Source organism: Mucilaginibacter rivuli (assembly GCF_019391655.1).
GTDB classification, from domain to species: domain Bacteria; phylum Bacteroidota; class Bacteroidia; order Sphingobacteriales; family Sphingobacteriaceae; genus Mucilaginibacter; species Mucilaginibacter rivuli.
On sequence record NZ_JAHXPQ010000004.1, the window covers coordinates 471,254 to 496,312 of the forward strand.

Genomic DNA, 25,059 nt, shown 5'->3' on the forward strand with positions numbered 1-25,059 from the left:
AGCAAAGTATTACTTAGTTCATGCCGCCGAAGCCGCCGCCGCCCATACCACCGCCAAAGCCGCCCCGGCCACCACCATCGCCACGGTTACCGCGCTCGCCACGCCCCTGGCCATCGCCACGTTGCTGCATTGGTGCCTGCCCCGCAAATTTTTGCAGGCGGATAGTTAAGGTTAGCAAGTAAAAACGGCCCAAACGGTTAACATTGCTGATGGTTGTTTGTTGGCCCGATACTGAGTTTGTATAACCCGTGTTTTGGTTAAACACATCGCTAACCGATGCACGGATAGTTGCCATGTTGTTTTTTAAGAAACGACGCTCAATATACGTATTTAAAATATTAGGATTAATTGCACCCTGGTACCCATCGTAAATTGTCCTGTTAAAATCATAGCTTAAGGTATAATTGGTAAAGAAATAGTTTTTACCATTTAAACCTAATGTTGTAGTCCTGAAGTTTTGATTTTTTGCTATAGGCGAGGTGTTGTCTGTTTTATTAAATCCGTAAGCGGCACTTGCCTGTACATCTATAACATCCTGTATATCGAACCTAAACCTTACCTGAGGCGTAAAACTAAAAGAAGTTGTTATGTTTGGAGTTGTTACTGAGGTAAACGTATTGGGGCTACCTGTAACAGCCCTAACATCTGTAGAAGTTGACTCGGCATTTGAGTAACCTCCATTAGCGTTAAATATTAATGTGTACTTACGCTTCTCCCAGGGCTTGGCAAATGTTAAAAAGCCGTTGGCAGTATAATAATTATTACTGTTTGCATAAACGTACTCGATTATATTTGACAAGTGTGGGTTAGGCGTGTATTTGTCGGGATAAGAAACCTGGTTTGCTACTATCTTGTGATCTGTTTGGGTAAACGAGGCGTTCACAAAAAAGATATTACCCGAAGCGATATCAAATTTGTTGTAACGGATAGAATAACTGTTGTTAAACTCCGGCTGCAGGTTAGGGTCACCTAATGATGCGTATGAAACGTTTGACAGATCCAAACGCGGATTTAACTGTGCGTAGCTCGGCGAATTGCTCGAACCAAAATAGTTAATGTTTAGGGCCTGGTTACGGCTAAAGTTATACACGAACCTTATGGTTGGGATAAAATTACTTGTGGTTAAATTTGTAGTTACACTTGGCTGAGATGCGGTAGCCGGTGAAAAACCATCCAGCACACCTGATTGGTAGCCTGCGCCTAACGTTAAATTATACTTAGCTTCAACAATACGGTAATTTAACCCAAAGCGGTTGGTATTATATGTTGAATTATAATCATTACTTAAAAACTCTGCTTTATTCCGGTTAGCAGTAGGATTTGGGCCTATATAAACCAGGGTATCATCCTCTTTACCATTAGTTGTATACGCGTGGTTGTACGAATAGGTACCTTCAAGATAAGTTACCTTACCAATTGGCTCAATGTATGATAGTTGTGTGCCCACACTGTTTGTGCGGCTATTAACCGTAATATTTTGGTTCAATGGCGCATTACTTGAGCCTACAGTGTAAGCGCTCACCGGGTTTTGAAATGAATAACTTGGGGCAGAATTACCTGTTAGGTTTACACTAAAATTACGGCCATGGCTATTAAAACGATGGTTATACAGCAAATTAGCGCCATAATTTGACGAATTTGAATTGCCAATGGTATTAGTTTTATATATTCTATTCCGTGTAGCCTCACCATATACAAAGCTGTTATCCTCAGCAGATGATGTAGTAGTGCCATTATATGAATACGTAGGTGTAAATTTCAGATAATTGATAGTATCCGGTTTAAACTCCATATTCCAGGTAAACCTGTGATTTATTAAACCATCAGTTGAGTTACTTAACTGGTGATTGTTTGAAACGCCATAGTTAGTCTGGTCATTGGTACTTTGGGTAAATGTTGAGTTATCGCCAAAGCTATAGCTGCCATAAACCGACAAATACTTACCCCACTCATCGCGAAAGTTTAAACCCAATGATTTAGCATCGGTGATGCCATTTGGTGAAGTTTGACCACCGCCGCCGCCACCACGGCCGCCGTTACCGCGACCACCACCACCGCCACCACCGCCACCAAAGCTAAAGGTGTTCAGGTTGGTGTTGTTTATGCTTCCTAATATTGATAATTGCTGATCGCCTTTAAACTTGAAAAGGTTTAAGGCACCAAAATAGCGGTTTTGATTTGTTACACCCGGGTTTGATGGTAATGCATCAGCACCATCGCCACCAGTAGCTGAGAGTGTATAGCCGTAGTTTTTATCCTTGCGTACAACAAAGTTCATTATTTTACGGGGTGTACCGGTACGGATACCGGTAAGATTTGCCTGGTCGCCGTAATCATCAATCATTTGTACACTTTCCAATATATCGGCAGGCAAGTTTTGTGTTGCTGTTTTAACATCGCCGCCAAAATAATCTTTACCATTAATACGCACACCTGCTACAGATTGGCCTTGAGCGGTAACATTACCACTGGCATCCACATCTACCCCGGGCATTTTTTTGATCATTTCTTCGGCAGTTGCATTGGCCCTTACCGGGTACGCGCTTGCTCGGTATTCTGTTGTATCGGCAGTAACTTTTACCGCGTTAACATCAACAATGTTAACGGGCCCCAACATTTTGGATGATATCTTTAATAAGATAGTGCCAATATTAGCTGGTTTGGTGTCGTTATCTAATGTGTATTTACGCTGAAGCGGATCGTAACCAATGGAGGCAATAGTTAAAATAAATTGCTTGCCTTTTACACCGTGAAAAGTAAAAACACCATTCATGTCGGTAGTGACGATCATGCTATCAACAGATGACTTCAGTTTTACAATTGCACCCGGCACGGTTTGCTTGGTTGTATCTGCTACAACACCCTTAACGTCTCTTGACGACTGGGCATAGCTATTAAAAGATAGACAAAGAGCTAAAAAGCTAAGTAATATTAATGACTTCATATAATGTTTGTAAATTATCAGGCTCAACCTTAAACAAAATCAGGGATTAAGCGATTAATTTTTGTGCAGCAAAAGTCGAACAACTTTATCATAATTAACCATAAATCATACGATTGTTACAAATAACAGGGGTAAAAAACCTATTACACTATCTTTTACAAACAATAATACAAGTGCGAATGCTTAATGATTATTAACAAATGTGTTAAAATTAATTAACGTTAACTACATATATGGCATGGTTTTTAGATGCTTTGGTGTAAAAAACAGTTATGAGCAACATAAGCATATCATTACACTCAAAAGTGCATCAATGGATGGATTCCATAGGGTTTAACCTCAATTTTTCGGAAAGATTAAAAAATAAGGATGTTACCATTAACCACTATTTTTTCAAAACGTTCAATTTTATTGAACAATTTAATCACGATTCAAGGTCGGAGTTTGTTTGCTTTGATAATTATGGCGAAAAAATAAAGGTGCGTTCGTTACTTGATCTGCAAAGTGCTTTTTTTGAAAATCTAAGCCAATTAAAGTAGGGCGTTATATCCGCCTTTTTAACTTTAATATTACATGGTCACGCTTATCGTGGCGTGCTATTTCGAGTAATAGTGTTCGGTCTGTTCTTGATTGGAAAATGGCGTCAATTTCCTCAACGGTCATGGTATGGGTTGGCTTAAAATTTATAGATACTATTTCATCTCCGCATTCCAGGCCTACCTCATCTGCAGGCGAATCATGCTCAACGCGGTTAATTATAATATGTTTCAGATCCGGACCATCGGCATAATATTCCATGCCGCTCATATCGTGTTCAAAGGGGTCGTTAAAATGGCTGTTCGCCTTTAAGTACATGGAATTGCTTTCATAATCAATTATCATGTTAAATTTTTTCAAAATATTTAATCCCAGGTTCCCATCACGCTTAACAGTTACAGCCTGTTTTGTCGAATCTTCATCGGGGAATGACGTAATAATATCTTTTAGCTTATAATTTCCCAGTTGTATTTCGTTTATCCTGCTTAAAACACCGGTAATAGGCCCGGTTAAACCCACACCCAGATTTGCCGATATCACCTTTTGTGTATGGAGGTAGTTTTGGCCCGATTGGTTTTCGAGGAGCAACGCATGGCCTGCACCAAGGTCTATTACCACCTTACATTTTGATTGTTGACCATCTGTAAATTTTACGTTAGTGTTAAGGTAAGGCTTATGGTCTTCTATTGTAATGGGCAGCTTATTGCTTTTGTTAAAAACCCTGATGTTTTTTAATTCGCCAACGGTTAATGTGCTATCCGAAAAGTTTATTTTAACGGCAAAACTGTTAAAAAACTCATACCCAATTAATCCGTGAATGGGCATACCGGCATAACTCGATAAATTGAATTGCTCTTTTTTCAGGATAGCTGCCGAAATACCTTCGCCGGTAATATCCGGAAATTTGATATTTAGCGATGGGGTTACGTATGCTTCATAATCATCACCATTACCTAAACCGGCTATTTTTATTAACCGTTTGTGTATAAAGCCAAGCGAATCGATCAGGGTTGGATCAGTAATGATAACTAAGCCCACCCCGGTATCAAGTACAAAATTAAACGGCCCTTTGTTATTAATGGTTAGCTGAACCACCATCATACTCCTTATCAGCTTAAATGGTATATTAACCCGTTTTCTATTATTGTTAATAGTGAAAGATTGTGATAGTACAGGTAAAGCATAGAGCAGCAGGTATATACTAAAAAGTATACGAACAATGCTTAGTCGTTTAAATACCTGTTTCAAAACTTTATAATTGGATTATAAAGTTACGAACAATTAAATAAATTAATGGTAATTTAACTGTAATTTGATTTTGGCTGTCAGGGGTTTAACTACTCTCCGAAGCCTTTTTTATTTCAGGGTTTTGTGCCGGTAATTCATCTACCACATGTTCAATTTCTTTTTGCACAACGCTAACTGCATAATCGGCCGGTTCTATTTTATCGCACTTGTATTCGGTATAAACCTGTGTAAACTCAGCCCCCATATACAACAAGGCCGATGTATAGTATATCCATACAAATATTACAATGAGTGACCCTGCGGCACCATAAGTAGTATTCAAACTACTCGATGCGATATATATACCAATAAGGTATTTACCCAATATAAAAAGGCCTGCGGTAAAAAATGAGCCCACCCTAACATTATTCCATTTTATTTTAACATCGGGCAAAAATTTAAATATAATTGCAAATAATACCATGGTAACCAAAAACGTAATGGCAAGGTTGATTACATTAAAAATCAATACCGTAGCCTCATGAAAATAATGGCTTAACCTTTGGCTTAATGCATCAACAACTGTATTGATAATAAGAGTTACCAACATTAAAAAACCCAGACTTATAACCAATGAAAATGATAGCACCCTGTTCAATAGCATTTTTACCCAGCCACGTTTAGGTTTGGCCTTAACGCGCCAAATAATATTAAGCGAGTCTTGCATATCTAAAAAAACACCGGTTGCGCCTACAACAACAGTAATAATACCTAAAATAACTGTCAGGGTTGATTTGCCAAGCTCTATGCTCTTTATCATGTTTTGAATTTGAGCTGCGGCATCGGCGCCGATAAATCCTTTTAGTTGAGGATATATCTGGCCGGTAAAAGCATCGTGGCCAAAATAAAGGCTTACAATAAAAGCCAGCAGTAACATAAGCGGCGCTATAGAAAACACCGTGTAATAAGCCAGCGAAGCACTGTATTTTAAGCCATTATCGTTAATAAAACCGTTTATGGTGGCCCACAATAACTTACCGGCTGTTTGAAACCATTTTTTCGAAAATATCATCATACAACAAAACGTATTATAGCAATAACCACACAAGGGCTAAATAGTTCTGCACAAGTAAAATGTAGTTAACGGTGCGAAACGATAAGCAGGTCGAGGTCTTTGCAAGGGATATTAAAACGCTCGGCTATGTGCTTATTGGTTAAATGGCCCTGGTAAATGTACACGGCGCTGCGCACACCCATTTTTTCCCATATCACATTTTTCAATCCTCCATGTTCGCCTATATCCAATAATATGGGTGTAAAAATATTGGTTAGCGCGTAGGTTGCAGTACGTGCAACGCGTGATGCGATGTTGGGCACACAATAATGTATCACATCGTATTTCCGGAAAACCGGGTGTGTGTGGTTGGTAATTTCTGATGTTTCAAAGCAGCCGCCCTGGTCAATACTCACATCAATAATAACCGAGTTAGGCTTCATTTTGCTCACCGTACTTTCTGATACAATGCAGGGGCTGCGGCCAGATTCTGCACGCATGGCGCCAATGGCAACGTCGCAAGTAGTAATGGCCTTTTCTAACACAATAGGCTGCACTACCGATGTAAATACCCGGCTGCCAATGTTATTTTGCAAGCGGCGTAGTTTGTATATGGATGGATCGAACACTTTTACCTGTGCCCCCAATGATATGGCTGTACGTGCTGCATATTCGCCAACGGTACCGGCTCCTAATATTACAATTTCTGTTGGTGGTACGCCGGTTATGCCTCCCAGCATTAAACCCTTGCCCTCAAATACATTGCTCAGGTACTCACCGGCTATCAGTATAGATGTAGCGCCTACTATTTCGCTCATCGCGCGCACTACAGTTAATGAGCCGCCCTCGTCAAGCAGGTCTTCAAAGCAAAGCGCCGTTATCTTTTTATTATGGAGGGCGTTTATATATTCGGGGGTTATGGTACTGATTTGCAGTGCCGAAATAAGCGTTTGATTGTGCTTCATCAAGTCTATTTCCTGCAGTGTTGGCGGACAAATTTTGATGATGATATCCGCTTCGTAAACCGTTTTGTTATCATAAACTATCCTGGCACCCTGTTCACTGTAATCCTTATCGTTAAAGTTAGCAGCCTTGCCTGCATTGCTCTCAATAATAACATCGTGCCCGTTATGGATAAGTAGCGCTACCGAAAGTGGCGTTAAAGCGATGCGGTTTTCCTGGAAGGAAACCTCGCGGGGTATGCCAATATAAAGCTTGTTTTTTTTGTTCTTCACTTCGAGCATCGACTCCTGCGGCTGCATCATGGCCTGCCTTGCGATGTCGGAAAACCCGCTTAATTTCCCTGAACTCATATTGCTGTTTTTTCCCGCTGATGAAGGTACGAAATATTTTATTTTTTATTGATATGAATTTCGCGCGTATCTACAGCAATAATACTGATGGTGATATCCAGATACGTATCAGGCAAAAGATCGGGTATCTTTTCGGGCCATTCAATAAAACAGTACTCGCCGCTATAAAAGTATTCTTCGCAGCCCATATCCATTCCCTCGGCCTGGTTCTTTAACCGGTAAAAATCAAAATGATATATTTTACCTTTCGGGATACGGTACTCATTAACAATAGAGAATGTAGGGCTCGATATATTCTCATCGGTACCCAAAACCTTACACAGCTCTTTTATCAGTGTTGTTTTGCCTGCGCCCATATCGCCGTGGAACAGGAAAACCTTTGCTGCACCTGCCTGGTTAATTATCTCCCTTGCAGCAGCTGCAATATTATCAATACTATATTTCATGCGCCCCAAAAATAATCATTTCTCATTATGCAGCAATTGGCCCATAGCAGGGGGGGATAAAGTAGGATTTAAGCATCCCTTTTTTTCTTAATTCCTGATTCTCTATTCTTGAGTCTTTTTACACGGGGGAAAAAGTAAGAAACAAATCATACCCCCTTTGCGCTCCCGCTCCATGCGCTTTGCCAATCATACAATATAAGAAAAATCATCGTATTTTTAAATTAAACTTTCAATAAATTTTGAAAGTTTAAAAAGATGCTTTACATTTGTACATGGAATTGGCAGAAGCAAAACAAAAATTTATTGAAGCCTGGGGCAAATTAGGCTCCGAATGGGGTATTAACCGCACCATGGCACAAGTGCATGCCTTGCTGCTGATTACCCCCGATCCGTTGACAACCGAAGAAATAATGGAAGCACTCAGTATATCGCGCGGCAATGCCAACATGACACTGCGCGACCTGATTGGTTGGGGACTGGTTGAAAAGCAGCACAAAGCCGGTGAGCGTAAAGAGTACTTTTTTGCAGACAAAAATACCTGGAACATTGCACGCCAGGTAGCCAAAGAACGCCGCAAGCGCGAGCTCGACCCTGTAATTAAATTATTGGATGAATTAACAAAAGTACAAGGCGACACGAAGGACCCGGCATACAAAACATTTAACCAGTCGGTTACAGATATTAACAAGCTGGCTAAAAACGTAGATAAAACCTTAGAGACCATGCTAAAAGCCGAAGAGAGCTGGTTTTGGGGTTCAATTATCAAGATCTTTAAATAGGTCTTTTTTTACCAATACATGTTTCAATTTTTTCTGAAACTTTAATTTTAACAAAATGACCACTTTAAAAAATTACCAGATACTGTTTGATGCCGAGTGCCCCATGTGCAGCGTTTATACAAAAGCACTGGTATCAACTGGCATAATGAACAATGAAGGCCGCACCGCATACCAGGACCTTGCCCCCGAAGCCTGTCCCATGGTTGACAGGCAACGCGCCGTTAACGAGATAGCCCTCATTAACAATACCACCGGCGAGGTTACTTACGGCATTAAAAGCCTGTTTAAAGTTTTTGGTACAACCATGCCTTTTTTAAAACCCCTGTTTGCTTTTGGTCCATTTATCTGGGTAATGGCTAAGGTTTACGCTTTTATCTCATACAATCGCCGCGTTATTGTACCGCCATCCATAACAAGCACCTATGCCCTGCAGCCCACCTTTAAACTGCATTACCGTATTGCCTACTTACTATTTACCTGGCTGGTTACTGCATATATTTTAACCGCTTATGTACATCTAATGCATGGCCTGCTCCCGCAGGGAACCGCTTACCGCGAATACCTTATCTGCGGCGGTCAGTTGTTCTTTCAGGGCGTCATTGTTTTGGTGATTGCTAAAGACAAGCTTTGGAGCTACCTCGGTAACCTGATGACCATCTCTTTTGCAGGGGGGCTGTTATTGCTACCGGCCTTGTTAGTGGCACATTGGTTTACAATGCCTGCCTGGGTTTATATGCTTTACTTTATGGCTGTAGCCGGGTTAATGTTTTTAGAGCATATCCGCCGCGCAAAACTCCTCGGCCTGGGCTGGGCGCTTTCTATCAGTTGGGCCTGTTACCGTTTATTGCTTTTGGCCTTAATTTATTTAGCAAATTAAACATCATGACATACAAAAAGATCATACTTGCCGGTGGTAATGGTTACCTGGGTGGTGTACTTGCAGATCATTATAAAGACCTGGCCGATGAGATCATCATCCTAAGTCGCAAAACCAAAGCCCTAAACGGCCATATCAAAACCCTGATTTGGGATGGCCAAACAGAAGGCGACTGGGCTAACGAGCTTGAAGGTGCCGACTTGCTAATAAACCTCTGCGGCAAAAACGTAAATTGCCGTTACACGCAAGTCAATCGCGATGAAATTGTGGCATCACGGGTATTACCAACCGCGCTTTTGAACCGAGTGGTTACCAAGTTACAAAACCCGCCACAACTGTGGATCAACCTGTCATCAGCAACCATATACCGCCACGCCGAAGACCGCCCGCAGGACGAAGAAACCGGCGACATTGGCTATGGCTTTTCTATAGATGTATGTAACGTGTGGGAGAAAACATTTTTCGAAGTGAACATTCCTAAAACCCGCAAAGTAGCCCTGCGCATGGGTATTGTTTTGGGCCTGAGCGATAGTGCTTTTCCCCGACTGCTTAACCTGGTAAAATGCGGTATGGGTGGTCCGCAGGGCGATGGCAAACAATACATGAGCTGGGTACACGAACAGGATGCTGCCAAATGTACCGAATGGATATTACAACACCCGGATCTGAATGGCGTGATCAATTGCACCGCACCCGTACCGCTCAAAAACACCGAATTTATGGCCTGTATCCGCAAAGCGTATGGTATACCATTCGGCTTGCCATCTCCTCCATGGTTCCTGAAAATAGGTGCCATCATCATCGGCACCGAAACAGAGCTGATCTTAAAAAGCCGTTGGGTAATCCCGAAAAGGCTGCTGGATTCTGGTTATCAATTTAAGTTTAGCGAGGCTGAACATGCGATCAAGGATATCTTAAGTATTTCTAAGTAAATTCAACCCACCAACAACATGAAAAACATTTTTACCAAAACACAATTAGGGTTTATTGTACCCAACGTGGTAGCTCTTTTTATAATGGGGTCAACGTCTTTTCTTCATTTCATTACGACGCAGAACGGGGGGGCTACTAATTTTCTCTGAATTTATTATCATCCCGATACTAATGGGAATGATAAGTGCCTGGTTTTGGAAAGAACTCGAACTACAAAGCAGGAGATCATTATGGTATAGCGTACAAAACTGCTTTTACGCTATTGTACTAAGTGCTGTTTTTCTTGGTGAAGGCGTAATTTGTCTGATCATAGTATCACCACTCATATTCTGTTTTGTTATTGTTGGAAAAGGTATTGGTGATGCGATATTTAAAAAAGATAACATTACACTAAACGTTAGCGTATTCGGCCTGTTAGCGCCCATCTTCATCGCCGACTCCCTATCCAAACACCAGTATGAAAATATGGTATCCGATAGTATCGTTATCAACGCACCACCCGCAAAAGTTTGGAAAAACGTAGTGGCCTTTAAGCCGATAAAGCAAAAGCCCAACTTTTGGCTGTTCCAAATAGGTATGCCAAGCCCAATGGCTACAACGGTTACAGGCTATTATAAAGGCGCGGGGCGTAAATGTATCTTCAGCAATGGCTATGTTTTTGGTGAGAAGATAGTATCTTTCGACCCCGGCAAGGATTTAACTTTTGATATCATTGACCAACCCCGAGACCCGGAGATAATGGGCCATATTGATATTGAACGCGGCCAGTTTTTATTAAAAGATAACGGCAACGGCACCACTACCGTGACGGGTAACAGCTGGTATAAACTCTATGTTTTCCCGGTTTGGTATTATGATATTTGGGCCCAAAGCATTACCCGGAATGTACACTTGCGTGTGATGGAGCATATTAAAGAACTGAGTGAAAAAAACTAACCTGTTTCGTTTTGTTGTAAAGTACTTTGGCTTTTTAAAGTTTGTGCCGCTGGTTGCCCAGGTATTTGATGCCTGGTTAAAACTATGGTCGCTCATTACAAAACCCGAAATATTGGATGCCATGGATGATATTGAAGCAGAACTTTCAACTTGGCAAGGCGTTACCATTGGCCTGCACAAATATGGCGGTATGCAGTTCAATTATCTCGGCAAAGAATTAGGGCACATTCACGGCAACGGTATTTTAGATATGCGTTTTAGCCGTGTCGAAAAAAGAAAGCTTATGGAAGAGCAGATGGTAAGTGATCATCATGTATTCCCCGATTCGGGTTGGATAACCTTTTACATTCAAGAAAAAGAGGATAGCGATTATGCTATCCTCCTGCTCAAAATGGCTTATTATAAAAAACAGCGATGGGTTTGAGACCCATCGCTGTTTTTTAATTGCTAATTCTTATCGCTTTACATTGATGGCATTATCAATATCAACTAATTTATCCAATATTGGATGCCCTTCAAAATACCGTGATACCCAACCCATCACTTTATTACTCCATTTATTATAAAGATCAAAAGACACTGCCCCTTCTGTTTTCAGTTCATTGATTAACGCTTCTAATCCATCTTGCAAAGCATAAAGCGCTTCATAGTTTTTCGCTCCTTGCTCTTTAGCTTGAGCAATCATATCTCAAGTAATCACTTGGGCCGTTTTAATATCGTCTAATAATTTGGCGTTTTCCATAATCTTACTTCGGCCCGTAAGTAGCTATCGGGATGATCATTTCTTCTAACGAGATCCCGCCATGTTGGAAGGTCTCATTATAAAAATTCACAAAGTGGTTATAGTTGTTGGGGTAAACAAAATAGTTATCCACCTTGGCAAACACAAAGCTCGAGCTCAGGTGTAGCTTAGGCAACATTGCATCGTGCGGGTTACGGATGTAGAATACTTCCTTGGCATTATAGTTCAGGTTTTTGCCTTGTTTATAGCGCAGGTTGGTATTGGTATTGCGGTCGCCAACAATTTTGCTGGGGTTACCCACCTTAATAGTACCATGGTCGGTAGTGATGATCACCTTAACCTGTTTGGTCGATAAAAACTTGATCAGGTCAAACAGTGGCGAGTGTTCAAACCACGATAGCGTTAACGAGCGGTAGGCCGCGTCGTCACTTGCTAACTCACGTATCATTTGCATATCCGTGCGGGCGTGGCTCAGCATATCCACAAAGTTATAAACCACCACGTTCAGGTCATTCCCCATCAGGTTGCTTACCGTTTCGTTCAGCGCGCGGCCTTCATCAATATTTAAAATTTTGGTGTACGAGTGCTTGCATTCTTTACGCAGGCTGCGTTTCAGTTGGTCGGTTAAAAACTCCGATTCAAATAAATTCTTACCTCCCTCATCTTCATCGTTCTGCCACATTTCGGGGTAGCGTTTTTCCATATCCAAAGGCATCAGGCCCGAGAATATGGCATTACGCGCATATTGTGTAGCGGTAGGTAATATACTAAAGTAAGTATCCTCTTCCTCCAACCTGAAATACTCCGAAATTATCGGGTGGATGATACGGTACTGATCATACCTCAGGTTATCAATCAGGATAAAAAATACCGGCATTTTGCCCTCCAATTGCGGAAACACCTTCTTTTTAAATAACTGTGTTGATGAGGTTGGCGCTTTATCGGGATTTTTCACCCAATCCAGATAGTTCTTTTCGATAAACTTAGAAAACTGCACATTGGCTTCGGCCTTTTGCATGGTCAAAATCTCGTGCATTCCCGAATCCTGCAGCTTTTCCAGTTCCAGCTCCCAATAAATAAGTTTCTTATAAACATCAACCCATTCCTGGTGGCTCAGGTTATCGTTAAGGGTCATGCCTAAGGTCCTAAAATCCTGTTGGTAGGCCATGGTGGTTTTTTCGGTAACCAGGCGTTTGTTTTCGGTAAATTTTTTAATGGTAAGTAATACCTGTTTGGGGTTAACCGGTTTTATCAGGTAATCGTCAATTTTAGAGCCAATGGCATCTTCCATCAAATACTCTTCCTCATTTTTGGTGATGAGTACTACAGGTGTATCGGCATTTAAATTTTTTATTTGGGCCAGCGTCTCTAATCCCGTAAGGCCGGGCATGTTCTCATCTAAAAAAACAAGGTCTATATAATTGTTCTTAAATACATCCAAGGCATCATTACCGTTGGTAACGGTTTTAACATTGTAGCCCTTTTCGGTCAAAAATAATATATGTGGTTTTAGCAGATCAATTTCATCATCGGCCCATAAAATGGTGGTATCTTGCATGATATTTTTGTATTTACCTTATTAACCCGTAAACTTATGTTTTGTTGCAGACAATTATGGTTATTAACATAAATTAACTAAAATAAAAAAGCCAATATTTACCTAAATTTAACATTTTTGTAGCATAATATTAATCTTGAACAAAAAGAAGATAATTAACGACCCGGTTTACGGCTTTATCAGTATCCCGTCGGAGCTGATATTCGATCTGATAGAACATCCTTATTTCCAAAGGTTACGTTACATCAAACAACTGGGCATGACGCATTTGGTTTATCCGGGTGCCTTACATACGCGTTTCCATCATGCCTTGGGTGCCATGCACCTGATGGGCATGGCCATAGAAACCCTCCAAAGCAAAGGGCACAACATTACACCCGAAGAACAGGAAGCCGTAACCATCGCTATTTTATTGCATGATATAGGCCACGGCCCGTTCTCGCACGCGCTGGAGCAAACCATTGTTGAGGGTATCTCGCACGAAGATATTTCTTCCCTGTTTATGGACAGGCTAAATGAAACCTTCGACGGGCAGCTTACCATGGCTATCGATATTTTTAAAGATAACTACCATAAAAAATTCCTGCACCAGTTGGTATCGAGCCAGTTGGATATGGACCGCATGGATTACCTTACCCGCGACAGCTATTTTACAGGCGTATCAGAAGGTGTGATCAGTTTTGACCGTATCAGCAAAATGCTCAACGTAAAAGACGACCAGGTGGTAGTGGAAGAAAAAGGCATTTACTCGATAGAAAAGTTTTTGGTGGCCCGCCGCTTAATGTACTGGCAGGTATACCTGCATAAAACCGTAATAGCCGGCGAGCAGCTTTTATCAAAAATATTAGAGCGCGCCCGTGAGCTTGCCCTTACCGGCGAAGAACTGTTTGCAACGCCTGCATTAAGTTACTTTTTAAACAATAATATAGAGATAAAGACATTTATACATAGTAATGCCGATTTAGATACCTTTGCAAGTCTTGACGATACGGATATCATGTCGGCAATAAAGGTTTGGGGTGCGCATGATGATTTCATCCTGTCAACCCTATGCCGCAACCTAACCAACAGAAAACTGTACCAGGTAGAAATTAGCAACACCCCGCCAACAGATGAGGTTGTAGCAGAATTGGTTGAACAGACCATGGACCAATATGGTGTAAACGAGGACGAAGCATCGTACTTTGTATTTACAGATACCATAACCAACAAAGCCTATAAGGTTGGCGATGGCAGTATAAGGATATTGATGAAAGACGGAAGTGTACAGGATATAACAACCGCGAGCGATCATTCTAATTTGGAACCGCTGGCAAAAACAGTAAAAAAATATATATTATGCTATATAAAGGGATTATAATGGATTGCCATATAGCTGATAATATTATAATTTGCTGCTTAATTATTAACGTTTAAATTTGCCCGATGCAATTTACCGCACAACAGATAAGTTTGATGCTTAATGGCACCGTAGAAGGTGACGCTAATGTGTCGGTTAATCACTTAGCTAAGATAGAAGAAGCTGAACCAGGATCCTTGTCCTTTTTGGCCAATCCAAAATATGAGCAGTTTTTGTACACCACAAAAGCATCGCTGGTTATTGTAAACAACGACCTTGTTTTGAGCGACACCGTTTCGGCAACGCTTATCCGTGTGGAGAATGCTTATACCGCTTTCACCGTTTTGCTTGAACAATACAATACGATAAAGATGAATAAAACAGGCATTGAGCAGCCCAGCTTTATTCATCCATCAGCAAAAATTGGTAAAAATGCTTACATAGGTGCATTTGCCTATATTGGCCCTAATGTTACTATTGGCGATAACTGCAAAATATTCCCTAATACTTATATAGCTGATGATGTGATCGTTGGCGATAACGTTACCTTGTATGCAGGGGTAAAAATTTACTTTGATTGCCAAATAGGTAACAAGGTGATCATTCACTCGGGGGCAATTATTGGTGGCGATGGCTTTGGCTTTGCTCCGCAACCCGATGGTACCTATACCAAAGTTGCACAAATAGGAAACGTAATACTGGAAGACAATGTTGAGGTTGGCGCAAATACTACCATAGACCGGGCTACATTAGGTTCAACCATCATCCGCAAAGGGGTTAAGTTGGATAACCTGATTCAGATAGCCCACAATGTAGAGATAGGCGAGAATACCGTAGTAGCGGCGCAAACCGGTATTTCGGGCAGTTCAAAAATTGCCGAAAACTGTATCATTGGCGGCCAGGTTGGTATTGTTGGTCATATCACATTGGCCAAAGGCACGCAAATACAAGCAAAATCGGGCATTAGCCGCTCTATTGATATTGAAGGTAAAAAATGGGCAGGTGCTCCGGCAACAGCCTATACCGATCACATGCGCAGCCAGGTAGTATTAACCCGTTTACCCGATCTGGAAAAAAAGATCGTGGAATTAGAAAAGCTAATTTCCGCTTTAAAAAGCGAAGTAAAATAAATTATTGCAAAATACCCGAGTACTAATATTATGAATGCCAAACAAAGAACGATCATGTCCGAGGTTACCGTTTCGGGCACTGGTTTACATACAGGCGAAGCCGTTACCATGACTTTCAGGCCAGCGCCCGAAAACCATGGCTATAAATTCAGACGGATAGACCTTGAAGGTTCACCCGTTATTGATGCCGATGTAGATAATGTGACCGACACATCGCGCGGTACTACCATATCGCAAAACGGAGCCAGCGTAAGCACCATTGAACACGTTTTAGCGGCTTTAGTTGGCCTGGAGATCGATAATGTATTGATCGATTTAGATGGCCCCGAAACACCGATAATGGATGGCAGTTCTATTATGTTTGTTGACGCGATATTGGAAATCGGTTTTATGGAGCAGGATGCCGACCGTGAATACTATCATATTACAGATAATATCCATTATTCAGAGCCCGACCGTAAGGTTGATATGGTTGCTATGCCTTTAGATGATTACCGCTTTACCTGCATGGTTGATTACAACTCGCCGGTATTGGGTAGCCAGCATGCCAGTATCTCTACCATCTCCGAGTTTAAAAAAGAGATCGCATCGAGCCGTACCTTCTGCTTTTTACACGAGCTGGAAATGCTGTTAAAGCACGACCTGATAAAAGGCGGCGATTTAAATAACGCCATCGTTGTAGTTGATAAACACGTTAACCCGGGCGAATTAGACCACCTGGCAAAGCTGTTTAACCGTAAAGATATTGATGTTGCCCCACAAGGCATATTAAATAACATTGAGCTTCGCCACCAAAACGAGCCTGCCCGCCACAAACTATTGGATATGATAGGTGATCTGGCCTTGGTTGGTGTACCTATTAAGGGCCATATTATGGCAGCGCGCCCCGGCCATGCCGCCAACGTGGCCTTCGCTAAAAAAATAAAGGCTATCATTAAAAAAGAACGCAGCCGCAAGCACTTCAAGGTTTACGACTCGAACGCTAAACCGGTTTACGATACCGTTCAGATCATGAACATGCTGCCGCACCGCTGGCCGTTTTTAATGGTTGATAAAATACTCGAACTATCAAAAACTCACGTGGTTGGCCTAAAAAATGTTACCATGAACGAAGATCTGTTTATGGGCCATTTCCCTGGCTCACCTATATTCCCGGGTGTATTACAGATTGAGGCAATGGTACAAACAGGTGGTATTTTGGTACTGAACACAGTACCCGATCCTGAAAATTATCTTACCTTATTCCTTAAAATAGAGAATGCCCGCTTTAAAAGTAAAGTAGTGCCGGGCGACACTTTAATATTTTATTGTAACTTGCTTCAACCAATTCGTCGCGGCATAGCGCAAATGAGGGGTGTGGGTATGGTAGGAGAGCGCATTGTTGTTGAGGCAGAGTTAATGGCACAAATAGTTAAAGTAAAAGGTTTAGAAGCATGATCCAACCGTTAGCATATATACATCCACAGGCTAAAATAGCCGACAACGTAGTTATTGAACCCTTTGTAACCATTGATAAAGATGTTGTTATAGGCGAAGGTACGTGGATTGGCCCCGGCGTTTGCATTATGAATGGCGCGCGTATCGGCAAAAACTGCCGCATATTTCCGGGCGCTGTTATATCGGGTGTTCCGCAGGACCTGAAATTTAACGGCGAAGAAACCACTGTTGAAATTGGCGATAACACTACCATCCGCGAATGCGTAACCATTAACCGTGGTACTAAAGATCGTTGGAAAACATCAATAGGTAATAACTGCCTTATTATGGCATACTGCCACGTTGCCCATGATTGTATGGTTGGCAACAACTGTATCTTCTCTAACAACACCACTTTAGCCGGCCATGTTACCATTGGCGATTATGTGGTTTTGGCGGGTATGGTAGCTATACACCAATTTGTACACGTAGGTTCGCATGCGTTTGTAACAGGTGGTTCGCTGGTGCGGAAAGATGTTCCCCCGTATGTTAAAGCTGCCCGCGAGCCGCTATCATACGTTGGTATCAACTCGGTTGGTTTACGCCGCCGTGGTTACTCTTCCGATCAGATCAATGAAATTCAAGATATCTATCGTACCATATTTGTAAAGAAACACAACTTTAGCAACGCCCTTGATATTATTGAAGCCGAACGCCAACCCACCGAGATACGCGATGAGATACTGGATTTTATCCGTAACTCCAACCGCGGTATCATGAAGGGATTTGGTAATCAATAAAGTTGTCGAGTTATTGGTTATTACGTTGTTGCTTGTTCAATAACCTAACAACTCAACAACATAATAACTAACAACCAAATGCAGATCTCCCTCCAAAATATAGGCCGTAGGTTTAACCGCGAATGGATATTTAAAGGGGTTGATTATTCTTTTGAAGATGATAATGCCTATGCTATTCTTGGGCCTAACGGCTCAGGTAAATCAACTTTACTGCAGGTATTAACAGGAAGCCTGGCCCCATCTGCCGGAACAATTACCTACACAAATAACAACACACCGGTTGCTGTCGAATCGGCTTATAGCTCGTTGAGCCTGGCAACGCCTTATCTGGAATTAATAGAAGACTTTACATTGGAAGAAATGATCGACTTTCATTTCAAATTCAAAGGTTATGGTGTGGGCCTGGATAGAAGTGCCATTGTTGACTTGCTTGGCCTGCAAACCAGCCGCAATAAAATGATCAAATACTTTTCATCGGGCATGAAACAGCGTACCAAACTTGCCCTGGCCTTTTGCTCAGATACGGCCATGCTGATGTTAGATGAACCCACATCAAATTTAGATAAGCAGGGTGTTGACTGGTATCTTAGCCTTATTGAAAAATACGCAGCTAACCGTCTCACCATCATTTGCTCCAATCAACCACAAGAGTACGGGTTTTGTAAACACCTGCTAAACATTACCGATTATAAATAACCTTAGTCTGCCCTCCCGGGTTAGATTTAGAGCGGGCCGCTTGTAACTTTCAATGCAAGTACCTAAGTTTGCGGTTCAATTTTTTTAAGTACAGTAATGGCTAAAGCGTCAGAAATAAAGAATGGAAGTATCCTGCGCTTCAACGGCGAGTTGATACAGGTAGAAGAGTTTATACACCGTACACCGGGCAACCTGCGTGCTTTTTACCAGGCGCGCATGCGCAACATTAAAAGCGGCAAACTGGTTGAGTACCGTTTCCGTACGGATGAAGATGTGGATATTGCCCGTGTTGAAACCAATAATTACCAATACCTGTATGATGATGGTGACGATTTAGTGGTAATGGATTTAAATACTTATGATCAATTTAATGTTCCAAAATCTCTTTTTGGCTCTGCCATTAAGTTTTTAAAAGAAGGCGTTAATGTAATAGTTGCTTTTGAAAGCGATATGCCTATTATGGGGCAGATGCCAAACTCGGCAGAGTTAGAAATTACTTATACCGAGCCAGCGGTTAAAGGCGATACATCAACCGGCGCCATGAAAAAAGCCACAGTTGAAACCGGTGCCGAAATTAACGTTCCCTTGTTTATTAACCTCGGCGATGTAGTAAAAGTAGATACTGCCACAGGTAACTATGTTGAGCGTGTAAAGAAATAACTGCTGCTACGATATATAATAAAAGCCTGCCGATTTAATCGGCAGGCTTTTTTTGTATCAGTTAATTAAACCTTATTTTCGGCAGGTAAGAGCTGAACAGGCTCCTGCGGCGCCACGCTTTTTGCAGTATCTGCTGGTGTGCCATTTGTGGCATCTTTAAACTCTTTAATGCCCGAACCCAGGCCGCGTGCCAATTCAGGAAGTTTTTTACCTCCGAAAAGCAGTAATGCAACACCTAATATCAGTGCGATATCTCCGCCACTCATAAATAATAATACCGACTGTGTCATGTTTTTTAAGTTTTAATTGGTAGTTATATGGTAATTACGTGGGTAATTTGTATTTGGTTTTTGTTTATCAAAATATTTGGAAATCGAAAAAAGTGTAAACTATTTCTAACTACCTGATGTTAAGCCTATATGAAAGACAATGTATACCTCTTAATTAAAGATCCAAAAAATCCTTGCAGGGATGTGATAAGATCGAGGGATACCAGCCTAAAGATCAATGTATATTGCCTGGATAAAGAGAACTTTATACCCGATCCGGATGAGATACAGCTATACGGCGATGACCACGGCTCGCCACGCGCTTTTGAAACCGTTGGCATTACTGCCGACGATGCGCTGGATGTAGCATCGGCTATACGCTGGTATGCCGATTACCTGGATTACCCCGAAATGGAAATATTACCCGAAAACCCTACCTCACCGGCTTTGGGAAAATAGGCAGGCTTTCGTGTCCGTCAGCATCTACTGATTGTACAGCAAAAAAGTAATTATCTTTTGAGTAGTTCAATGTTGTTTCATTACCGGTTACATAAAATTTCTTTTCCCAATACGGATTAATGGTTTCGCGCATCAGGATATAATATCCGGTTGGTTTTTTTCCCAGCTTAGGCGTTTCCCATTTTAACGTTGTTTTATTTGTAAGCCCGCTGGTGGTTATACCTACATTTACAGGTGCGGCTGCCGACGAGGCCAGGTTAGCCAATACTGATAAATTCATGCGTGCTACTTTTTGGATGTATGGATAGTCAGCAAACTCAGGTAAATCTCCATATACAATGCCGTTCTCGGTACGCAAGTCCTGATGTTGGTGTGTAAAGTCCTCGTTCATTTCGGTAAACCTTACGGCTGTAAAGCCATTGAGTTGAAATGAAGTCTGATCGCCACCACGAAGAAAGCGGTCGCGGCGATAAATTAGCTTTACATCCAATTGCTCCACGTAGCGTTCGGCTGTTTCTTTAACATAACGTGCCAACTGGCGCGACTGGCTATCATTTTCGCCGCCGTTACCTATCAATCCTGTAATGGCCGCCGCCGCACGGCGGCTAGCCAAACTATCCGTGCGTGATGCCGCATCAATTGATGGGATACCTTCGCTAAATACACGTACATGGGTGTTATCTTTCAAGTCGTTGTCCTGGCCATGGGTATTACCTACAATGTCATTGTTCAACATCGCGTCTATGTTCCAGTGTTCGTCTTTAGCGCGTTTGGCAATATGGGCCGATCCGTTTAGACCCTGCTCCTCGCCGGGAACGGTTAAAAAAATGATGGTAGCAGGGAAAGAACGTTTAGCCATAACACGGCATAACTCCATGGATACCGCCGTGCCCGATGCATCATCAACAGCGCCTGGTTCAACCGCATTTGCATTCATCACATCCGTTACACGCGAGTCATAATGTCCCGATACTATATACACCCGTGTATCGGTAGGATCTGTACCTTTTAATATCGCTACTACATTTTTAAGTATGGTAGGCTTATCAAAGCGCCCGCCCGGGGCTTGTGTAAAGCTGTCAAACTCAACTTTCATGCGTCCACTACTCGCTGCAGCATATTTTTCCATCTCACTTTTTATCCAATTGCGTGCCGCGCCAATGCCTTCGGTAGCACTGGTGGTATCACTCAGGGTATTACGCGTTTTAAAACTGACCAATTTGCTTACGATGACCTCTATATTTTTATCAGATACTTCATCAACCATTTGCTTAATGGCAGGGTCTTGCTTTATGGTTGTTTGGGCCTGGCTGCAGAAGGCCATCATGATAATGAGCACAATGGGGAGTATGTGTTTTTTCATAATTATGGTCAGTATAGTGTTTGAATTATTGGCAAATTAACCAATCTAATTGGTGTATTGTTATTGTATTCAGAACTTTAGTTTGTAACAAATTTGTTAATGGGTATTTAATTTCTTTTGCGCTTAAATCAATAAGTTTGTTTTAACTGACAGTTCACTCAAACATTAACTGATTTTATTAACAACATGAAGAAAAAACTACTTATTAGTTTGCTGTTTACAGCATTTACAGCACCGCTTTTTGCACAGGACACCCCCGATCCGGTTATTATGCAAAAGATACGCGAAGAAGGCCTCAAAAAATCGCAAGTAATGGATATCGCATTCCATTTAACAGAGATTTCCGGCCCTCGTTTAGCAGGATCACCCGGGTTAAAACGGGCACAGGATTGGGCGATAAGTACATTAAAAGGCTGGGGAATGGTAAATGCCACGCTTGAGCCCTGGGGTAAATTTGGCAAAGGCTGGGAAGTTCAGAAGAATTATGCAGCTATGACGGTTCCTTACTATCATGCAATTATAGCTATCCCCAAAGCATGGACACCTGGAACTAACGGGCCAATAACCGGCGAAGTAGTTGTTTTAAAAGTGGATACCATTATTGACCTGAATAAATATAAAGGCACTTTAAAAGGTAAAATTGTAATGCTGGATGCAGCTACACAACTGGCGCCAAGTTTTACACGTGCGGACGCAGCAAGGTACACCGACGAAGAACTTGATGCAATGGCGAAAGCTACGATCCAGCCAAAAGGTAGAAGAGGCGGTGGGCCCGGTGGCCCCAATGCCAGCCGTTTTGCCGGTTTACGCAGAATGCAGGCTATGCGCGTTAAGATAAATGAGTTTTTTGTGAATGAAGGCGTTGGCTTGGTACTAAGCCAGGGCCGGGGTACGGATGGCACGGTATTTACAACAAATGGCGCTTCGTACGCGGATACTGCAAAAGCGGTATCCCCGGAACTGGAAACCAGCGGCGAAGACTTTTTACGTATCCAGCGCCTGGTTAAAGCGGGTCAAAAAGTAACCATGGAAGCTGATATCAAAACAAAGTTTTTTACTGATGACCTGAATGGATATGATGTGGTGGGCGAGATTGCCGGTACAGATAAAAAACTGAAAGAAGAAGTGGTAATGATAGGCGGCCACCTTGACTCATGGCATGCTGCAACCGGCGCTACAGATAATGCTGCAGGCAGCGCAGTAATGCTTGAAGCTATGCGTATTTTAAAAGCTATAAATTATAAGCCAAAACGCACTATCCGCATCGCTTTGTGGAGTATGGAAGAGCAAGGCCTTTTTGGTTCGAAAGGATATGTGACCAACCATTTTGGCGACCCCAAAACAATGGTGTTGAAACCTGAGCAATCTAAAATATCAGCTTACTATAACCTGGATAATGGTACCGGTAAAATACGGGGTATTTATTTGCAGGGCGACTCATTAGCCGGGCCGATATTTAAGCAATGGTTAATGCCATTTAAAGATATTGGCGCTACTACCGTTACCATAAGCAATACCGGCGGCACAGATCATCAATCGTTCGACGCGGTTGGCATACCCGGTTTCCAGTTTATACAGGACAGTATGGATTACGGCACCCGTACCCACCACAGCAACCAGGATACTTATGACAGGCTTGTAGAGGATGATTTAAAGCAAGCCGCAACAATTGTTGCCGCGTTTGTTTACAATACATCAGAACGTACAGAGCAAATACCAAGAAAGCCATTGCCTAAACCACAGCCTCCGGCAGGTACAGCACCGGCAACCGGCAGGTAAAAAACAGGCGCAAAAATTATTTTCTTAAAAGGTTATGAACTAAACAAAAATTAATTTTAAAATTAATTTTTGTTATTAAATTCAGAAATGCTAATTTTATAGAAACGTTAAATACTAAGGTAATAACATCCGTTTTACCACCAGCAAAAGGGATGAAATTTGGGATTAAACGAAAACTTTAATTGTTATTTTTTTGGAGAAAGCCGCCCGTTTTTTAAACAGGCGGCTTTTGTTTTGTGTGTGTTTAGGCGGTGTTAATGCGCATCTACAGGCAGGGCCACATTCTTTTTAAATGGTTGCAGATAGATAAGCGGTATGGAGAACAGCATGATCAAGCCTGCTATCCAATAGGCATCGTTATAAGTAAGCAAGAGGGTTTGTTTAATTACTTTACCTTCCATTGCCTGCATGGCCATTTTTGTAGCTTCAGCAAGGCCTTTACCCGTTGCCATAAAACGGTGGATAAACATATCGCGCTGTTCGGTAAATGTTGAGTTATAATCATTAATGTGACTTATCAATACACTACGGTGGAACCCGGCACGGATGTGTATAAGGGTTGTTAAAGCCGCTATACCGAACGAACCGCCCAACTGTCTCATCATATTATTCAAACCCGTTCCCTGGCCTAATTCAGGGCCTTTAAGATCCTGGATAGCTAATGTAGTTAATGGTACAAAAAGTAATGCCATACCTACACCGCGTATTACCAACGGCCAGAAAAAGTCGTGTGTTCCGGATGCGAGTGTAGAGTTGCTTAGCATCGTGGTAAACACAAAGAAGAGCACCATTCCACCTGTTGCCATAAATTGCGCGGGTATTCCGGCTTTAAGCGCCTTACCAATAAAGGGCATCATCATAATAGTAACCAAACCACCCGGAAATAAGATCAAGCCAGTTTGCTCAGGGGAAAATCCGAGCAAATTCTGACAAAATACCGGGAACACGAATACCGAACCATACAAACCAAAACCGAGCACAAAGGACGTAAACATCCCGACCGCGAAACTTCGGTGCCGCATGATCTTGAAGTTAACAATGGGGTGCTCAAAGGTCATCTCCCTCCAGATGAAGAAGAACAGTCCTAAAACAGCTGCGATGGTTAATACCAGGATATATGATTTTGCAAACCAGTCTTCACTCTCACCTTTTTCCAGTATGGTTTGTAAGCTACCAACTGCAACAGCCAGCAAGGCAATACCCCACCAATCCACGGGTTTACCTTTGGCATCCTTGGGTGTTTCATGAACGAATGTTACCGTTAAGAATGCTGCCAATGCACCTACCGGAATATTTACATAAAATATCCATGGCCACGAAAAGTGATCGGTTATAAAACCACCTATGGTAGGGCCAACAGTAGGGCCAAATACAGCACCTAAACCAAACAGTGCGGTTGCAGTACCTACCTCCTCGCGGGGCCAGGTCTCTATCAAAATAGCCTGCCCGGTTGATATTAAACCACCACCGGCAAAACCCTGTATGATACGGAATATCACCAACTCGTTTAAGCTCGTTGCATTCCCGCAAAGGAATGATACCGCGGTGAAAATAATGATAGACGTTAAAAAGTAGTTCTTTCTGCCGAAACGGCTACCCAACCATCCCGACATAGGCAAAACTATTACGTTTGCCACGGCATACCCGGTAACAATCCAGGCCACGTCTTCCAACGTTGCGCCCAGGTTACCCTGTATAACCGGTAATGATACGTTTACTATCGTAGTGTCAATAAGCTCCAATAAAGCAGCCATGATCACCGTGATGGTAATGATCCATTTCCTAAAACCTGTTTCAGCCAT

At 42.1% G+C, this 25,059-nt stretch carries 24 protein-coding genes; 14 read left to right on the forward strand and 10 right to left on the reverse strand.

Annotated elements, in window-relative coordinates:
* Window positions 1–13: 13 nt before the first annotated feature.
* A complete protein-coding gene (locus KXQ82_RS12030; protein WP_219488623.1) occupies window positions 14–2,944 on the reverse strand; it encodes an outer membrane beta-barrel protein in 2,931 nt (976 codons plus the stop codon).
* A gap of 272 nt (window positions 2,945–3,216) precedes the next feature.
* On the opposite strand from KXQ82_RS12030, the gene KXQ82_RS12035 reads away from it, so the two are divergent.
* Entirely contained in the window at window positions 3,217–3,483 is a 267-nt protein-coding gene (locus tag KXQ82_RS12035) for a hypothetical protein (protein WP_219488624.1), read from the forward strand.
* A gap of 4 nt (window positions 3,484–3,487) precedes the next feature.
* On the opposite strand, the gene KXQ82_RS12040 is transcribed toward KXQ82_RS12035, so the two are convergent.
* The 4 genes from KXQ82_RS12040 to tsaE all read right to left on the reverse strand — a co-directional run bounded on the left by KXQ82_RS12040 (window position 3,488) and on the right by tsaE (window position 7,521).
* Window positions 3,488–4,729: an aspartyl protease family protein gene (locus KXQ82_RS12040; protein WP_219488625.1), complete on the reverse strand. Its 1,242-nt coding sequence runs from the start codon at window positions 4,727–4,729 to the stop codon at window positions 3,488–3,490.
* An 85-nt stretch (window positions 4,730–4,814) separates the two neighbouring features.
* Window positions 4,815–5,783: a YihY/virulence factor BrkB family protein gene (locus KXQ82_RS12045; protein ID WP_255563633.1), complete on the reverse strand. Its 969-nt coding sequence runs from the start codon at window positions 5,781–5,783 to the stop codon at window positions 4,815–4,817.
* Window positions 5,784–5,848: 65 nt separating this feature from the next.
* Entirely contained in the window at window positions 5,849–7,075 is a 1,227-nt protein-coding gene (locus tag KXQ82_RS12050; RefSeq protein WP_219488626.1) for an alanine dehydrogenase, read from the reverse strand.
* A gap of 38 nt (window positions 7,076–7,113) precedes the next feature.
* The gene (gene tsaE / locus KXQ82_RS12055; protein ID WP_219488627.1) at window positions 7,114–7,521 is read right to left on the reverse strand and encodes a tRNA (adenosine(37)-N6)-threonylcarbamoyltransferase complex ATPase subunit type 1 TsaE; all 408 of its coding nucleotides are present in this window, start codon (window positions 7,519–7,521) and stop codon (window positions 7,114–7,116) included.
* Between the two features lie 272 nt (window positions 7,522–7,793).
* Here tsaE and KXQ82_RS12060 point away from each other — a divergent pair, with 272 nt between their 5' ends.
* The 5 genes from KXQ82_RS12060 to KXQ82_RS12080 all read left to right on the forward strand — a co-directional run bounded on the left by KXQ82_RS12060 (window position 7,794) and on the right by KXQ82_RS12080 (window position 11,470).
* On the forward strand, window positions 7,794–8,300 hold the full coding sequence (locus KXQ82_RS12060) for a GbsR/MarR family transcriptional regulator (RefSeq protein ID WP_219488628.1): 507 nt from the start codon (window positions 7,794–7,796) through the stop codon (window positions 8,298–8,300).
* Between the two features lie 55 nt (window positions 8,301–8,355).
* Window positions 8,356–9,177, forward strand: a complete 822-nt coding sequence (locus tag KXQ82_RS12065; protein ID WP_219488629.1) for a DUF393 domain-containing protein — start codon at window positions 8,356–8,358, stop codon at window positions 9,175–9,177.
* A 5-nt stretch (window positions 9,178–9,182) separates the two neighbouring features.
* Window positions 9,183–10,109, forward strand: coding sequence for a TIGR01777 family oxidoreductase (locus KXQ82_RS12070; protein WP_219488630.1), 927 nt, complete (start codon window positions 9,183–9,185; stop codon window positions 10,107–10,109).
* 172 nt (window positions 10,110–10,281) lie between these two features.
* Window positions 10,282–11,046 carry an SRPBCC family protein gene (locus KXQ82_RS12075; RefSeq protein WP_219488631.1) on the forward strand — a complete coding sequence of 255 codons (765 nt, stop codon included), beginning with the start codon at window positions 10,282–10,284 and terminating at the stop codon, window positions 11,044–11,046.
* Window positions 11,033–11,470, forward strand: coding sequence for a luciferase domain-containing protein (locus KXQ82_RS12080; protein WP_369412441.1), 438 nt, complete (start codon window positions 11,033–11,035; stop codon window positions 11,468–11,470). Before KXQ82_RS12075 ends, KXQ82_RS12080 begins: the two co-directional genes overlap by 14 nt.
* Before the next feature lie 30 nt (window positions 11,471–11,500).
* On the opposite strand, the gene KXQ82_RS12085 is transcribed toward KXQ82_RS12080, so the two are convergent.
* Both KXQ82_RS12085 and porX read right to left on the reverse strand, forming a co-directional pair.
* On the reverse strand, window positions 11,501–11,731 hold the full coding sequence (locus KXQ82_RS12085) for a hypothetical protein (RefSeq protein ID WP_219488632.1): 231 nt from the start codon (window positions 11,729–11,731) through the stop codon (window positions 11,501–11,503).
* A 61-nt stretch (window positions 11,732–11,792) separates the two neighbouring features.
* On the reverse strand, window positions 11,793–13,346 hold the full coding sequence (porX, locus tag KXQ82_RS12090; protein ID WP_219488633.1) for a T9SS response regulator signal transducer PorX: 1,554 nt from the start codon (window positions 13,344–13,346) through the stop codon (window positions 11,793–11,795).
* A 136-nt stretch (window positions 13,347–13,482) separates the two neighbouring features.
* Between porX and KXQ82_RS12095 the strand changes: the two genes are divergently transcribed.
* The 6 genes from KXQ82_RS12095 (at window position 13,483) to efp (ending at window position 19,387) form a co-directional block, all read left to right on the forward strand.
* On the forward strand, window positions 13,483–14,706 hold the full coding sequence (locus KXQ82_RS12095) for an HD domain-containing protein (RefSeq protein ID WP_219488634.1): 1,224 nt from the start codon (window positions 13,483–13,485) through the stop codon (window positions 14,704–14,706).
* A gap of 65 nt (window positions 14,707–14,771) precedes the next feature.
* A complete protein-coding gene (lpxD, locus tag KXQ82_RS12100) occupies window positions 14,772–15,815 on the forward strand; it encodes a UDP-3-O-(3-hydroxymyristoyl)glucosamine N-acyltransferase (RefSeq protein WP_219488635.1) in 1,044 nt (347 codons plus the stop codon).
* 30 nt (window positions 15,816–15,845) lie between these two features.
* A complete protein-coding gene (locus tag KXQ82_RS12105; protein ID WP_219488636.1) occupies window positions 15,846–17,252 on the forward strand; it encodes a bifunctional UDP-3-O-[3-hydroxymyristoyl] N-acetylglucosamine deacetylase/3-hydroxyacyl-ACP dehydratase in 1,407 nt (468 codons plus the stop codon).
* Window positions 17,249–18,031, forward strand: coding sequence for an acyl-ACP--UDP-N-acetylglucosamine O-acyltransferase (gene lpxA, locus KXQ82_RS12110; protein WP_219488637.1), 783 nt, complete (start codon window positions 17,249–17,251; stop codon window positions 18,029–18,031). The genes KXQ82_RS12105 and lpxA overlap by 4 nt, the downstream gene beginning before the upstream one ends.
* A gap of 78 nt (window positions 18,032–18,109) precedes the next feature.
* Window positions 18,110–18,727: an ABC transporter ATP-binding protein gene (locus KXQ82_RS12115; protein ID WP_219488638.1), complete on the forward strand. Its 618-nt coding sequence runs from the start codon at window positions 18,110–18,112 to the stop codon at window positions 18,725–18,727.
* Between the two features lie 96 nt (window positions 18,728–18,823).
* Complete coding sequence (gene efp / locus KXQ82_RS12120; RefSeq protein WP_219488639.1) at window positions 18,824–19,387, forward strand: elongation factor P; 564 nt, start codon at window positions 18,824–18,826, stop codon at window positions 19,385–19,387.
* A 65-nt stretch (window positions 19,388–19,452) separates the two neighbouring features.
* Here efp and KXQ82_RS12125 read toward each other — a convergent pair whose 3' ends face one another.
* Window positions 19,453–19,677 (reverse strand): Sec-independent protein translocase subunit TatA/TatB, encoded by a 225-nt coding sequence (locus tag KXQ82_RS12125; protein WP_219488640.1) that lies wholly within the window; start codon window positions 19,675–19,677, stop codon window positions 19,453–19,455.
* A gap of 129 nt (window positions 19,678–19,806) precedes the next feature.
* Between KXQ82_RS12125 and KXQ82_RS12130 the strand changes: the two genes are divergently transcribed.
* A complete protein-coding gene (locus tag KXQ82_RS12130; RefSeq protein ID WP_219488641.1) occupies window positions 19,807–20,115 on the forward strand; it encodes a hypothetical protein in 309 nt (102 codons plus the stop codon).
* Here the strand turns inward: KXQ82_RS12130 and KXQ82_RS12135 are convergent.
* The gene (locus tag KXQ82_RS12135) at window positions 20,090–21,478 is read right to left on the reverse strand and encodes a M20/M25/M40 family metallo-hydrolase (RefSeq protein WP_219488642.1); all 1,389 of its coding nucleotides are present in this window, start codon (window positions 21,476–21,478) and stop codon (window positions 20,090–20,092) included. The two genes, KXQ82_RS12130 and KXQ82_RS12135, sit on opposite strands and share 26 nt — an antisense overlap.
* Window positions 21,479–21,664: 186 nt before the next feature.
* Between KXQ82_RS12135 and KXQ82_RS12140 the strand changes: the two genes are divergently transcribed.
* Window positions 21,665–23,257: a M28 family metallopeptidase gene (locus KXQ82_RS12140; RefSeq protein WP_255563634.1), complete on the forward strand. Its 1,593-nt coding sequence runs from the start codon at window positions 21,665–21,667 to the stop codon at window positions 23,255–23,257.
* Between the two features lie 254 nt (window positions 23,258–23,511).
* Here KXQ82_RS12140 and KXQ82_RS12145 read toward each other — a convergent pair whose 3' ends face one another.
* Window positions 23,512–25,059 (reverse strand): DHA2 family efflux MFS transporter permease subunit, encoded by a 1,548-nt coding sequence (locus KXQ82_RS12145; protein WP_219488643.1) that lies wholly within the window; start codon window positions 25,057–25,059, stop codon window positions 23,512–23,514.

What these genes read in the sequence shown, in the direction of transcription:
- porX (WP_219488633.1), bottom strand. Translation starts at nt 13,346, where the DNA reads ATGCAAGATACCACCATTTTATGGGCCGATGATGAAATTGATCTGCTA.
- KXQ82_RS12085 (WP_219488632.1), bottom strand. Translation starts at nt 11,731, where the DNA reads ATGATTGCTCAAGCTAAAGAGCAAGGAGCGAAAAACTATGAAGCGCTT.
- KXQ82_RS12135 (WP_219488642.1), bottom strand. Translation starts at nt 21,478, where the DNA reads ATGAAAAAACACATACTCCCCATTGTGCTCATTATCATGATGGCCTTC.
- tsaE (WP_219488627.1), bottom strand. Translation starts at nt 7,521, where the DNA reads ATGAAATATAGTATTGATAATATTGCAGCTGCTGCAAGGGAGATAATT.
- KXQ82_RS12065 (WP_219488629.1), top strand. Translation starts at nt 8,356, where the DNA reads ATGACCACTTTAAAAAATTACCAGATACTGTTTGATGCCGAGTGCCCC.
- KXQ82_RS12105 (WP_219488636.1), top strand. Translation starts at nt 15,846, where the DNA reads ATGAATGCCAAACAAAGAACGATCATGTCCGAGGTTACCGTTTCGGGC.
- KXQ82_RS12060 (WP_219488628.1), top strand. Translation starts at nt 7,794, where the DNA reads ATGGAATTGGCAGAAGCAAAACAAAAATTTATTGAAGCCTGGGGCAAA.
- efp (WP_219488639.1), top strand. Translation starts at nt 18,824, where the DNA reads ATGGCTAAAGCGTCAGAAATAAAGAATGGAAGTATCCTGCGCTTCAAC.
- KXQ82_RS12145 (WP_219488643.1), bottom strand. Translation starts at nt 25,059, where the DNA reads ATGGCTGAAACAGGTTTTAGGAAATGGATCATTACCATCACGGTGATC.
- KXQ82_RS12030 (WP_219488623.1), bottom strand. Translation starts at nt 2,944, where the DNA reads ATGAAGTCATTAATATTACTTAGCTTTTTAGCTCTTTGTCTATCTTTT.
- KXQ82_RS12115 (WP_219488638.1), top strand. Translation starts at nt 18,110, where the DNA reads ATGCAGATCTCCCTCCAAAATATAGGCCGTAGGTTTAACCGCGAATGG.
- KXQ82_RS12050 (WP_219488626.1), bottom strand. Translation starts at nt 7,075, where the DNA reads ATGAGTTCAGGGAAATTAAGCGGGTTTTCCGACATCGCAAGGCAGGCC.
- KXQ82_RS12140 (WP_255563634.1), top strand. Translation starts at nt 21,665, where the DNA reads ATGAAGAAAAAACTACTTATTAGTTTGCTGTTTACAGCATTTACAGCA.
- KXQ82_RS12125 (WP_219488640.1), bottom strand. Translation starts at nt 19,677, where the DNA reads ATGACACAGTCGGTATTATTATTTATGAGTGGCGGAGATATCGCACTG.
- KXQ82_RS12045 (WP_255563633.1), bottom strand. Translation starts at nt 5,783, where the DNA reads ATGATGATATTTTCGAAAAAATGGTTTCAAACAGCCGGTAAGTTATTG.
- KXQ82_RS12035 (WP_219488624.1), top strand. Translation starts at nt 3,217, where the DNA reads ATGAGCAACATAAGCATATCATTACACTCAAAAGTGCATCAATGGATG.
- lpxD (WP_219488635.1), top strand. Translation starts at nt 14,772, where the DNA reads ATGCAATTTACCGCACAACAGATAAGTTTGATGCTTAATGGCACCGTA.
- KXQ82_RS12130 (WP_219488641.1), top strand. Translation starts at nt 19,807, where the DNA reads ATGAAAGACAATGTATACCTCTTAATTAAAGATCCAAAAAATCCTTGC.
- KXQ82_RS12075 (WP_219488631.1), top strand. Translation starts at nt 10,282, where the DNA reads ATGGGAATGATAAGTGCCTGGTTTTGGAAAGAACTCGAACTACAAAGC.
- KXQ82_RS12070 (WP_219488630.1), top strand. Translation starts at nt 9,183, where the DNA reads ATGACATACAAAAAGATCATACTTGCCGGTGGTAATGGTTACCTGGGT.
- lpxA (WP_219488637.1), top strand. Translation starts at nt 17,249, where the DNA reads ATGATCCAACCGTTAGCATATATACATCCACAGGCTAAAATAGCCGAC.